Source organism: Geobacillus proteiniphilus (genome assembly GCF_001908025.1).
GTDB classification, from domain to species: Bacteria; Bacillota; Bacilli; order Bacillales; family Anoxybacillaceae; genus Geobacillus; species Geobacillus proteiniphilus.
Genome location: NZ_MQMG01000034.1, coordinates 1 through 12,065, shown reverse-complemented (window position 1 = coordinate 12,065; position 12,065 = coordinate 1). Strand labels below are relative to the sequence as shown.

Below are 12,065 nucleotides of genomic sequence, written 5' to 3'. Positions count from 1 at the left end.
TTGGGACGACCCGAAGTGACGCTCAGGGAGACGAAAGGTGGCTTTCGTCGTGGAACTGAGAAGCTCCCACTTCAAGCAAAGCGAAGTGGGAGCAGTTCACGTATAATGATGGTTGACACAAGTCCAACAACAGAAAGCAGTGACGCGCTATGGCTGAAAAAGTCGCCGTCATCGTCGGGCCGACGGCGGTCGGCAAAACGAAGCTCGGCATCGCGTTGGCGAAAAAGCTGGGTGGAGAGGTCATCAGCGGCGATTCGATGCAAATTTATAAAGGGATGGACATTGGCACGGCGAAAGTGAAGCCCGATGAGATGGAAGGGATTCCGCATCATTTGCTTGACATCAAAGAGCCGTGCGAACCGTTTTCCGTCGTCGAATTTCAGCGGCTTTGCCGTGCGCTCATCACCGAGATTTCGGCGCGCGGCCGGCTGCCGATCATCGTCGGCGGCACCGGGCTGTACATTCAGGCAGCCCTTTACGATTACCAATTTTCCGCCGCCCCTTCCGACGAAGCGTACCGCCGGGCGCTCAAACAGCTGGCGGCCGAGCAAGGAGCCGAAGCGCTTCACCGGCGGCTTGAGGCGGTTGATCCAATAAGTGCGGCCCGCATTCATCCGCACAACATCCGCCGCGTCATCCGCGCCTTAGAAGTGTATCATTGCACCGGAAAGCCGTTCAGCGAGTGGCAGCAAGGGCAGTCAAAGCGGCTTTTGTATGAGGCGGCCATCGTTGGCTTGACGGCGGAGCGGGAGGCGCTTTACCGCCGCATCAACGAGCGGGTCGATGAGATGATCGCCGCAGGGTTGATCGAAGAGGCGAGGGCGCTTTATGACCGCGGCCTGCGCGACTGCCAGGCGGTGCAAGCCATCGGCTACAAGGAGCTGTACGACTATTTTGACGGCCGCGTTTCCCTTGATGAAGCGATCGAGCAGCTGAAACAAAATTCGCGCCGCTATGCGAAACGGCAGCTCACTTGGTTTCGCAACCAAATGCCGGTGAAATGGTTTGACATGACCGACGCCGGGCAGTTCGCCGCCAAGGTGGAGGAAATTTCTCGCTATGTAGCAGGAAAGCTTCAACTTGAAGCGAATATATAATTATATCCTTAGAGAGAAAAGAGGAGGACGTTTGATGAAAAATACGATCAATATTCAAGACCAGTTTTTAAACCAGCTGCGCAAAGAGGGCATTCAAGTGACCGTCTTCTTATTGAACGGCTTCCAACTGCGCGGGTACATTAAAGGATTTGACAACTTCACCGTGCTTTTGGAAGTGCAAGGAAAACAACAGCTCATTTACAAGCACGCCATTTCGACGTTTGCGCCGGAGCGGAACATCCATTTTGAAACCGAACAGTAAGACCGACGGTACATACGCCGCCGAAAAAAGGCGCCTTCCTTCGCGGAGGGCGCCTTTTGCCATTTCCCGTTTTCCTTCCGCGCCCGCTATTTGATCGACAAGCTCCCGCGTCACCCGAAGGGAAGTGAGGGGCGAGGTGAATTCAGATGCGTAAACCGCCGCCTTTGTGAATAAACATATACAAACTTTTTTCCGCTATAGCCGACCGGCTGTTCGTTTGGGCGATTGTCACGGATCGGCGGTGGCGTACGTATACTAGTAACGAAAAGGCAAGGCGTCAAAAGCCAAGTCGGAACGGGTGCGGATGGCAGAAAACGGGAAGCGAGGTGACGCCCCTTGTCAGAATTGACGATGAACAAGGCGAAAGGGCAAATCAACATTGTGTTGAACTCCAAAACGGTGAACCATTTAGTGAAAGAAGAGCGAAACGACTGGCTCGATGGCGAAGAGCATCAGGCGCTCCGCAACATTCAAAAAGAACTCGATCAACTGATCGGCCTTGATCATGTCAAAAAAATCATCAAGGAAATTTACGCCTGGCTGTACATCAACCGGCTGCGCAAGGAGAACGGCTTAAAGGCCAACCGCCAGGCGCTCCATATGATTTTCAAAGGCAATCCCGGCACCGGCAAAACGACAGTGGCGCGCTTGCTCGGCAAGCTGTTTTTTGAGATGAACGTGTTGTCCAAAGGGCATTTCATCGAGGCTGAGCGGGCCGATTTGGTCGGAGAGTACATCGGGCATACGGCGAGCAAAACGCGCGATTTGATCAAAAAAGCGCGCGGCGGAATTTTGTTCATCGATGAAGCGTATTCGCTCGCCCGCGGGGGCGAAAAAGATTTCGGCAAAGAGGCGATTGACACGCTTGTCAAAGGAATGGAAGACTATTGCGACGACTTGGTCGTTATTTTGGCCGGGTATCCGAAAGAAATGGATTACTTTTTGTCGTTAAATCCCGGCTTGCCGTCGCGCTTTCCTCTCACGATCGAGTTCCCCGATTATACGGTCGAGGAGCTCGTGCAAATCGCCAAGCAAATGTTGCGCGAGCGCGAGTATGAAATGACGCCGGAAGCGGAGCGGAAACTGTACATTCATCTCGAAGGGACGCTGGAAGCGACCGGCCGCCTCAAGTTCAGCAACGGCCGCTATGTGCGCAACTTAATCGAAAAAGCGATCCGCAAGCAGGCGGTCCGCCTTCTTCATGAAGGGCGCTACGATAAAAAAGAGCTGATGACGATCCGTGACCGCGATTTAGTGATTCATGCTTGAACGCTCTCCCACCTACGCTCACGCGTGGAAGTGGGGGTCTTCTCGGCGCGAGATGATAAAAAAGCAAAGGAGGCGCCTCTTTCTTTTTCTTGTCGAAAGAAAGAGGTCTTCCTTTCTTTTTTGTGCCGCAAAAAAGAGGAATGCGATCAAAAAGAGCGAATACATAAACAGCGGGGGCATCATACACCTATTTATCTGAATTATCTGTCTAGTGGATCTGCACGCCCTGCGTCCATTCGGAGAAAAGGGGGAAAGGCGCTTGTATGTGACGATTGGGGAGATGTTTTCCCAGACAGTGCGAAAGTTTCCAAACCGGGAGGCGGTCGTCGACGCGGCGACCGGACGCCGCTATACGTACGCCGAATGGGAGAGGGAAGTGAACCGGTGGGCGAACGCGTTTTTGGAAGCGGGCGTCCGCAAAGGAGACCGCGTCTCCACGGTGCTGTACAATACGCTTGAGCTCGCGACCGCCTTGTTTGCCTGCGCCAAAATCGGCGCGGTGTTCAATCCGATCAATTTTCGGCTGAAGGCGGAAGAGATCGCCTATATTTTGACGGACGCCGAGCCGAAAATCGTGCTGTTTGAACGGGCGGTGGAACCGGAACTTGCCGCGATTCACAGCCGTTTCCCGCACGTGTCATTTTGGTCGATCGACCGTGATCCGCCGCCGTTTGCCAAAAACGCTCACGAGCAGGCCGCGCGGGCCCTAGGGGAAGCGCCGCGCGTGCATGTGGAAGAGACCGATCTGTACGCCATTATGTATACAAGCGGCACAACTGGGCGTCCAAAAGGAGTGATGCACCGTCACCGCGACATGATCGAGCAAAGCGTCATTTGCCATGGCGTCATGCGCATCCGCGAGACGGATCGCGGGCTGGCGGCAGCGCCGCTGTTCCATTGCGCCGAGCTGCATTGCTGCTTGCTGCCGCGCGTGCATGCCGGAGCGGCGAGCGTCATTTTGCACCATTTTGACGCCAAGCTCGTGCTTGAAACGATCGAACGGGAGCGGATTACGATCATGTTTGGAGCCCCGACGATGTGGAACATGATCTTGCAGGAGAATGTAAGCGGTTACGATTTATCTTCGCTTCGCCTCGGCCTATACGGCGCCGCTCCGATGGCTCCAGCGCTTGTCAGGCAATGCCAAGAGCAGCTCGGCATCGAGCTGATTCAAGCGTACGGCATGACGGAAATGGGGCCGGCGGTGACGTTTTTGTTGGAAGACGAGCAGCTGAAAAAAGCCGGTTCCGCTGGGCGCGCCTGCCTGAATCATGAGATCCGCGTCGTCCGCGCGCGTGAAGACGGGCCGTCCGACCCAGACGATGTGCTGCCGCCATATGAAGTCGGTGAAATTGTGATGCGCGGGCCGTGCATGATGGCTGGCTACTACAAGCGCGAGGAAGCGACGGAAAAAGCGTTGTACAAAGGTTGGTACCATTCCGGCGACCTCGGCTACCTTGATGAAGACGGCTACTTGTATGTCGCCGACCGGGTCGATGACATGGTGATCAGCGGCGGGGAAAACGTCTATCCGCGCGAAGTCGAGGACGTGTTGTACGAGCATCCGAAAGTGCTTGATGTCGCTGTGCTCGGCGAGCCGGATGAGTTGTGGGGCGAAAAAGTCGTCGCCTTCGTCGTCAAAAAAGATGACCTCCTGACCGCCGATGAGCTCGAGCAGTTTTGCAAAACGAGCGACCGCCTCGCTCCGTACAAACGTCCGCGCGCCTACTATTTCATCGATGCCCTGCCCCGCAACGCGAGCGGGAAAATCCAAAAGTTTTTGCTGCGCGAACAGCTGAAAAAACAGGCGGCGGGCGGAACAGAGAAAAAGTGACCGAATAGAAGAGAGGGATGAACGGGTGACGGCTCGCTATTTGCGTGAGGAGCACCATATGTTCCGCGCGGCGTTTCGCAAGTTTTTGGAAAAAGAAGCGTACCCGCATTATAACGATTGGGAGAAGCGCGGCATCATTCCGCGTTCGTTTTGGGCGAAGATGGGCGAGAACGGCTTTCTTTGCCCGTGGGTCGATGAGAAGTATGGGGGTCTAAACGCCGATTTTGCCTACTCGGTCGTCATCAATGAAGAACTGGAAAAAGTCGGATCGAGCCTCGTCGGCATCGGCTTGCATAACGACATCGTCACGCCGTATATCGCGTCGTACGGCACGGAAGAGCAAAAAGCGCGCTGGCTCCCGAAATGCGTCACCGGCGAGCTCATTACGGCGATCGCCATGACCGAGCCGGGGGCGGGTTCGGATTTGGCGAACATTTCGACAACGGCAGTAAAAGACGGTGACTACTACATCGTCAACGGGCAAAAAACGTTTATCACGAACGGCATTCATGCCGACTTGATTGTCGTCGCCTGCAAAACCGACCCGCAGGCGAAACCGCCGCACCGCGGCATCAGCCTGCTCGTCGTGGAGCGCGATACGCCAGGGTTTACGCGCGGGCGGAAGCTTGAGAAAGTCGGGCTGCACGCCCAAGATACCGCCGAACTGTTTTTCCAAGATGCGAAAGTGCCGGCATATAATTTGATCGGCGAGGAAGGGAAAGGTTTTTACTATTTGATGGAAAAACTCCAGCAGGAGCGGCTCGTTGTCGCCATTGCCGCACAAACGGCGGCGGAAGTGATGTTTTCCTTGACGAAGCAATATGTCAAACAGCGCACGGCGTTCGGCAAACGGGTGAGCGAGTTTCAAACCGTCCAGTTCCGCCTTGCCGAAATGGCGACGGAGATCGCCCTCGGACGCACGTTTGTCGACCGCGTCATCGAGGAGCATATGGCGGGAAAACAGATCGTCACCGAAGTGTCGATGGCGAAATGGTGGATTACCGAGATGGCAAAACGCGTCGCGGCTGAGGCGATGCAGCTGCACGGCGGCTACGGCTATATGGAAGAATACGAGATCGCCCGTCGCTATCGTGACATTCCTGTAAGCGCCATTTACGCTGGGACGAACGAGATGATGAAAACGATCATCGCTAGACATTTAGACTTGTAGAAAAGAGGGAATCGCGTTGCTTGAAGGCATTGTTGTGCTCGACTTTTCTCATTATTTGCCCGGCCCGTTTGCCAGCTGGCGGCTCGCCCAGCTCGGAGCGGAAGTCATCAAAATCGAACCGCCGTCCGGCGACCGGCTGCGCCCGTTCGCCGAGGGTCGGCTGTTTGCCGCCTATAACGCCGGCAAAAAAAGCGTTGCCCTTGATTTAAAGACAGAGGCGGGGCGTGAGCAAGCCCGGCGGCTCGCCGCCCGCGCCGATGTGGTGATCGAAAGCTTCCGCCCCGGAGTGATGGCGCGGCTTGGGCTCGGTTATGACGATATTTGCCGCATGAACGAACAAATCATCTATTGCTCGATCAGCGGCTTTGGTCAACAGAGCGGCCGCTCATTGCTTGGCAGCCACGATTTGAACTATATGGCGCTTTCCGGCTTGCTTGCGCAGCTGGCCGATGAAAGCGGTCGCCCGGTTCATCCGAAGATCACGCTTGCCGATTTTATCGGCGGCATGGCGGCGGCCGAGCGCATTTTGGCTGCCCTCTTTGCCCGCGAGCGAACCGGCAAAGGCGCCCATCTTGATGTTTCGCTTGTCGACGGCTTGGCGGCGATGATGGCGGGCCATTTTGCCATTGAACACGGCGGCGGGCCGAAGACCGGTCTTTCCGAGTTGTCTGGGGAGGTGGTGTGCTACCAGCTGTATGAGACAAAAGACGGCCGTTATATGAGTTTAGCGGCGCTCGAGCCGCACTTTTGGCGTCAATTTTGCGAGGCGGTCGGCCATCCGGAATGGATCGGGGCGCAATGGGCGCCGGCTAGGCCAGGGGAAGCCGTATATGACGGGCTCGCCGCCTTGTTCCGTGAAAAGACATTGGATGAGTGGAGCGCGTTTGCCGAGACGGTCGACGCCTGCCTTGCCCCGGTGCTGGAGACGGGTGAGGCGAAGGCGCTGTTTGCTGACAGCCGGCTCCGCCATCTCGTTCGGCTGCAGCCCAACGGGGCATGGACGGCCGCACATGGGCCGAACGGCCAATGGGGCGGCGGGGCGCCGCCTAAAGTAAATGAACATGCGCATTTGGTAAAGGGGGAGGAATGACCGATGATGAAAACACCGTTAAACATTTCCATGATGCTGGAGCGGGCGGAGTTGTTTTTCCCGAAAAAGCAAGTTGTCTCACGCATGAAAGGAGGCGTCGTCCGCCATACATACAAGGAGATCGGCGAGCGGACGCGCAGGCTGTCAAGCGTGTTGAAGCGGCTCGGGGTTGAAGTCGGCGACCGCGTCGGGACGTTTGCGTGGAACCATCACCGCCATTTGGAAGCGTATTTTGCCATTCCGGGCATCGGGGCGGTGCTTCATACGATCAACATCCGCCTCTCGCCGCAGCATATCGCTTACATCATCAACCATGCCGATGACCGTGTGCTGTTGATTGACGATGATTTGCTGCCGGTGATTGAATCGGTCAAGGACGAGATCCCGAACGTGCGCGCCTTCATCGTCATGACCGATGCCGACGAGCTGCCGGAAACGACGCTTTCTCCGGTGTACCATTACGAGAAACTGCTTGCTGAGGGCGACCCAACATTTCCGTTCTTAAAAGACCTCGATGAATACCAACCGGCTGGTATGTGTTATACGTCGGCGACAACGGGCAATCCAAAAGGAGTCGTCTACACGCACCGGAGCACGGTTCTGCACGCGATGGCGCTAGGGCTGGCTGATACGCAAGGGCTGTGCGAGCGCGATGTCGTGATGCCGGTCGTACCGATGTTCCATGTCAACGCGTGGGGGCTGCCGTTTGCCGCCACTTGGTTCGGTTCGACGATCGTCATGCCGGGCCCGGCGTTTACGCCAAAAGTGCTTGCCGAGCTGATTGACGCCGAACGGGTGACGATCACCGCCGGCGTGCCGACGATTTGGCTCGGGCTCTTGCAAGAGTTGGAGAAAGGAAACTATGACGTCAGCAGCCTGACGCGCGTCATTTGCGGCGGTTCAGCCGCGCCGAAAGGGATCATCCGCGCGTTTGAAGAAAAGTACGGCATTCCGTTCATTCACGCGTACGGCATGACGGAAACGAGCCCGCTTGTGCTTGTCTCGCGCCCGAAAAGCTATCAAGACGGGCTGTCGTACGAGGAGAAACTGGACATTCGCGCCAAGCAAGGGCTGCTTGCTCCAGGACTTGAGATGAAAGTGATCGGCCAAAACGGGCCGGTTCGTTGGGACGGGCAGGAAATGGGCGAGCTTTGCTTGCGCGGGCCGTGGATTGCCGCTGAGTATTACAACGATGAGAGAACGAACGAAGCATTTCGCGATGGCTGGCTCCATACCGGCGATGTTGTCACCGTGGACGAAGAAGGGTTTGTGAAAATTGTCGACCGGACGAAGGATGTCATTAAAAGCGGCGGCGAATGGATTTCATCGGTTGATTTGGAGAATGCGCTCATGGCCCATGAGGCGGTGTTCGAAGCGGCGGTCGTCGCTGTGCCGCATCCGAAATGGCAAGAGCGGCCCATTGCCTGCGTCGTGCTGAAAGAAGGCAAAAACGTGACAAAAGAAGAACTGTACGACTTTTTGCGCCCGCAATTTACGAAATGGTGGCTGCCGGATGACATTGTGTTTCTCGATGAAATTCCGAAAACGAGCGTCGGCAAGTTTTTGAAGCGGAAACTGCGCGATGAGATGGCGGCGCGCTATGCCGATGCATCAGCTGAGTAAGGGGGAAGGGGTTATGGCTGATGTGCTGGCGGTCATCGGCGCCGGGGTGATGGGAAGCGGCATCGCGCAAACGGCGGCGATGGCGGGAAAAACGGTGTATTTATATGACGTGTCCGAAGCGGCCTTGCAAAATGGGCTCGCTTCGGCGGAAAAAAGCTTGCGCCGCTTTGTCAAAGCCGGCGAGCTGTCCGAGCCGGAGGCAGCGGCAGCGCTTGGGCGCATCCGCCCGACAGCCGATTTGGCCGAAGCGGTGCGCGGGGCCGATGTCGTCATCGAAGCAGTGCCGGAAAACTTGGCGCTGAAAAAAGACGTGTTTCAGCGGCTTGATCAACTGGCGAAGCCGAACGCCATTTTGGCGACCAACACATCGGAGCTGAGCGTCACGGCGCTTGCCGCCGCGACCAACCGGCCGGAGAACGTCATCGGCATGCATTGGTTCAATCCGGCGCCAGTGATGAAGTTGATCGAAATTGTGAAAGGTGAGGCGACCTCCGACGACACAGTCGACGCCATTCGCCACCTGTCTGTGGAGCTTGGCAAAGAAACGGTCGTCGTGAAAGACCGGCAAGGGTTTGTCACAACAAGGGCGCTTGCCGCCCATATGATCGAGTGCATCCGCATGTACGAAGAAGGAGTTGCTTCCGCTGAGGATATCGACAAAGCGGTGCGTCTTGGGCTCAATTACCCGATGGGATCCTTTGAGCTCGCCGACATGGTCGGGCTTGATACGCTCCTGTTTGTGAGTGAAAACATGACGGAGGCATACGGCGACCGGTTCCGGGCGCCGCAGCTTTTGCGCAAGCTCGTTGAGGCCGGGCATTTAGGGCGGAAGACGGGGAAAGGGTTTTACACGTATACAAAATGAACAAGTGCCTCTTCACAGGAAGAGCAATGAGAGCAGAAAGTGCCAATTTGGCAGCGCCCGCGGCTTATCGGTCGGCGGGCGTCATTGGATAAAAGGTGCGGTTTGCACCGTCAAGGCATGGTGATGACAAAAACAACAAGGGGGAGAAAATGGTGCGTGAAGCGGTCATTGTCGAAGCGGTCAGGACGCCGGTCGGCAAGCGGAACGGCGTCTTCCGGGACGTTCATCCGGTCCATTTGGCTGCTGTTGTGCTCGATGAAGTCGTGCGCCGGGCCGGCATGGACAAAGGGGCGGTGGAAGACATCGTCATGGGCTGCGTGACGCCGGTCGCCGAACAAGGGTACAACATCGGCCGGCTGGCGGCGCTTGAGGCCGGATTCCCAATCGAAGTGCCGGCAGTGCAAATCAACCGAATGTGCGGCTCAGGGCAGCAGGCGATTCATTTCGCCGCCCAGGAAATCCGCTCCGGCGATATGGATGTCACGATCGCCGCCGGGGTCGAAAGCATGACGAAAGTGCCGATTTTAAGCGATGGCAACGAGCGGACGATTCCGCCGTCGCTTCATGAAAAATATGAGTTCATCCACCAAGGCGTCTCGGCTGAGCGGATCGCCAAAAAATACGGCCTAACGCGCGAGGAGCTTGACGCCTACGCGTACGAAAGCCATCAGCGCGCCTTGGCGGCCTTGCGCGAAGGGAAGTTTCGCGCGGAAATCGTCCCGGTGAAAGGGCTTGACCGCGACGGGCGCGAGATCCTCGTCGTTGATGACGAAGGGCCGCGGGCCGATACATCGCCGGAAGCGCTCGCCGCGCTCAAGCCGGTGTTTCAAGAAGATGGCCTCATCACCGCTGGCAATGCGAGCCAAATGAGCGACGGGGCGGCCGCTGTGCTTTTGATGGAACGGGAGGCGGCGAGGCGGTTCGGACTGAAGCCGAAAGCGCGCATTGTCGCGCAAACGGTCGTCGGTTCCGACCCGACGTATATGCTCGATGGCGTCATTCCGGCGACGAGGCAAGCGCTGAAAAAAGCCGGCCTCTCGATCGATGACATCGACCTCATTGAAATCAACGAAGCGTTCGCCCCGGTCGTGCTCGCCTGGCAAAAAGAAATCGGCGCTTCGCTTGAGAAGGTGAATGTCAACGGCGGCGCCATTGCGCTTGGCCATCCGCTCGGCGCGACCGGTGCGAAGCTCATGACGTCGCTTGTTCATGAACTTGAACGGCGCGGCGGCCGCTACGGGCTATTGACGATTTGCATCGGCCACGGGATGGCGACGGCCACGATCATCGAGCGGGAGTAAGAGCAACGCGTGGAAAAAACATTTGTTTGACACACACTCGACAGCGGTGGCGGCCGCTGTTTTTTCTTTCATGACGAGAAAATAAAAATATGGGACGGAACCGGAGCGATGTGATAAGATGAAAGAAAAGCAAGTGAAAGGGGAAGCGCAGTGCAGAAGGAGAAGCCGTTTTACACGTATTGCGACATTGAACATTGGGAAGGAAATTGGGAACTGATCGATGGCGTTCCCTATTTATTGGCGTCTCCGTCGTTTGAGCACCAGTATGTGGTCGGACAACTGCACCTTGCATTGGCTTCGTATTTTCAGGCGCGTGGCTGTCATGTCATTCTTGCCCCGTTTGACGTTCAGCTTGATCCTGAGGAGCCGGAACGGATGGCGAAAACGGTTGTTCAGCCGGATTTATCAGTCGTTTGTCGGGTTGAGCAAATCGGGAATCGGCGAATGAAAGGGGCACCCGATCTCGTTGTGGAAGTGCTGTCACCAAGCACCGCCCTGCGTGATCGAAACCAGAAATACTATTTATACGAAAAATATGGTGTGCATGAATATTGGATTGTAGACCCCAGCAATCGAACGATCGAAGTGCTCAGCTGGCAAGATGGACGATTTCAACAGCGAGCGGTTTTCGGGCCAAGCGATGAGCTGGTTTCTTTTTGGCAACCGGATTTGACGGTTTCGCTCGCCCCCGTGTTTCCTCCGGAAGAAAGCGATGTCTAGCTGATGGAGAACAGCCTTGTTTGGCTGCCATCTCTGGAAATAACGGCTTCGCTTTTGGTGTCAGCAGCAGAAAGAAAAAAGCAAAGGGGATCGATGTCATGAAGCAAACCGTTCTCGCTTCCTTCTATTTATCCCTTGCCGCTGGCATTTGGGGCGGAATGTATGTGGTGAGCAAATACGTGTTGGACTACATTCCGCCGTTTACAGACCCGCGAGCGAGAAAGCCCACTCCTTTAGGGGTGGGATGAAAGCGAGCATTGAAGTATCATAAAAGGAGGAAGGTGAATCCATGCCCACCATCACCTTGAAATTGGAGCTTCACAAGCCAACGAAAGCCAAACAAGAAATGTATAAAAGCCAAACAAGAAATGTATAAACAGATGACAGAAGTAAATACAGCGTTTGCGAATTGGCTGGCGACTCATCCCGATCTGAACAAAGCCACCAGCAAAATCTTTCAGGATTTTTCATCGCAACGGTTTCCTTCCGCAATTGTCAATCAAACCATTCGGGAAGTAAAATCTCAAACGAAACACCAAAAGACAAAGCAGTTTCGCAAACAGTGGTGTTGCTTCAACAACCAAAATTGGAAAGTTGAACGAAAGGGAGATTTCTACACCGTTTCATTCCCAACATTGGAAAAACGAATCGGTGTGCCTGTTGTCACACGAACCTATCAAGCAGCATGGCTGGATCGGCTGCTCGATGGAACCGTCAAACAAGGGGCAGCCAAACTCTATAAAAAGAGAAAGAAATGGTATTTTGCCATCACCATCACCTTTGAAGTGGAACCGCGCAAGGAAACCAAGGCAATGGGCGTTGACCTCGGACTT

The 12,065-nt window shown here is 55.7% G+C and carries 10 protein-coding genes and 2 pseudogenes; all 12 read left to right on the top strand.

Annotated features, from left to right (window positions below; translation table 11 throughout):
• Nucleotides 1-149 precede the first annotated feature (149 nt).
• Nucleotides 150-1,097 carry a tRNA (adenosine(37)-N6)-dimethylallyltransferase MiaA gene (gene miaA, locus BRO54_RS11970; RefSeq protein ID WP_011230811.1) on the top strand — a complete coding sequence of 316 codons (948 nt, stop codon included), beginning with the start codon at nucleotides 150-152 and terminating at the stop codon, nucleotides 1,095-1,097.
• Between the two features lie 34 nt (nucleotides 1,098-1,131).
• Complete coding sequence (gene hfq / locus BRO54_RS11965; protein ID WP_011230812.1) at nucleotides 1,132-1,359, top strand: RNA chaperone Hfq; 228 nt, start codon at nucleotides 1,132-1,134, stop codon at nucleotides 1,357-1,359.
• Nucleotides 1,360-1,695: 336 nt separating this feature from the next.
• Entirely contained in the window at nucleotides 1,696-2,628 is a 933-nt protein-coding gene (gene spoVK, locus BRO54_RS11960; protein WP_011230813.1) for a stage V sporulation protein K, read from the top strand.
• 259 nt (nucleotides 2,629-2,887) lie between these two features.
• Nucleotides 2,888-4,462, top strand: a complete 1,575-nt coding sequence (locus BRO54_RS11950) for a fatty acid--CoA ligase (RefSeq protein ID WP_074044077.1) — start codon at nucleotides 2,888-2,890, stop codon at nucleotides 4,460-4,462.
• A gap of 25 nt (nucleotides 4,463-4,487) precedes the next feature.
• Nucleotides 4,488-5,633, top strand: a complete 1,146-nt coding sequence (locus tag BRO54_RS11945) for an acyl-CoA dehydrogenase family protein (RefSeq protein ID WP_074044076.1) — start codon at nucleotides 4,488-4,490, stop codon at nucleotides 5,631-5,633.
• A gap of 16 nt (nucleotides 5,634-5,649) precedes the next feature.
• On the top strand, nucleotides 5,650-6,723 hold the full coding sequence (locus tag BRO54_RS11940; protein WP_074044075.1) for a CaiB/BaiF CoA transferase family protein: 1,074 nt from the start codon (nucleotides 5,650-5,652) through the stop codon (nucleotides 6,721-6,723).
• Between the two features lie 3 nt (nucleotides 6,724-6,726).
• Nucleotides 6,727-8,346, top strand: coding sequence for a long-chain fatty acid--CoA ligase (locus tag BRO54_RS11935; RefSeq protein ID WP_074044074.1), 1,620 nt, complete (start codon nucleotides 6,727-6,729; stop codon nucleotides 8,344-8,346).
• A 13-nt stretch (nucleotides 8,347-8,359) separates the two neighbouring features.
• Complete coding sequence (locus BRO54_RS11930) at nucleotides 8,360-9,211, top strand: 3-hydroxyacyl-CoA dehydrogenase family protein (protein WP_239691259.1); 852 nt, start codon at nucleotides 8,360-8,362, stop codon at nucleotides 9,209-9,211.
• Between the two features lie 149 nt (nucleotides 9,212-9,360).
• A complete protein-coding gene (locus tag BRO54_RS11925; protein WP_176202397.1) occupies nucleotides 9,361-10,512 on the top strand; it encodes a thiolase family protein in 1,152 nt (383 codons plus the stop codon).
• A gap of 150 nt (nucleotides 10,513-10,662) precedes the next feature.
• Complete coding sequence (locus tag BRO54_RS11920) at nucleotides 10,663-11,232, top strand: Uma2 family endonuclease (RefSeq protein ID WP_074044073.1); 570 nt, start codon at nucleotides 10,663-10,665, stop codon at nucleotides 11,230-11,232.
• 20 nt (nucleotides 11,233-11,252) lie between these two features.
• Nucleotides 11,253-11,438: pseudogene (locus tag BRO54_RS20550) on the top strand (EamA family transporter); the annotation flags it as partial.
• Nucleotides 11,439-11,521: 83 nt separating this feature from the next.
• Nucleotides 11,522-12,065: pseudogene (locus BRO54_RS11910) on the top strand (nuclease/transposase family protein); the annotation flags it as partial.

Coding starts and splice junctions, on each gene's coding strand:
- miaA (WP_011230811.1), top strand. CDS start 150: ATGGCTGAAAAAGTCGCCGTCATCGTCGGGCCGACGGCGGTCGGCAAA.
- hfq (WP_011230812.1), top strand. CDS start 1,132: ATGAAAAATACGATCAATATTCAAGACCAGTTTTTAAACCAGCTGCGC.
- BRO54_RS11935 (WP_074044074.1), top strand. CDS start 6,727: ATGATGAAAACACCGTTAAACATTTCCATGATGCTGGAGCGGGCGGAG.
- BRO54_RS11930 (WP_239691259.1), top strand. CDS start 8,360: ATGGCTGATGTGCTGGCGGTCATCGGCGCCGGGGTGATGGGAAGCGGC.
- BRO54_RS11925 (WP_176202397.1), top strand. CDS start 9,361: ATGGTGCGTGAAGCGGTCATTGTCGAAGCGGTCAGGACGCCGGTCGGC.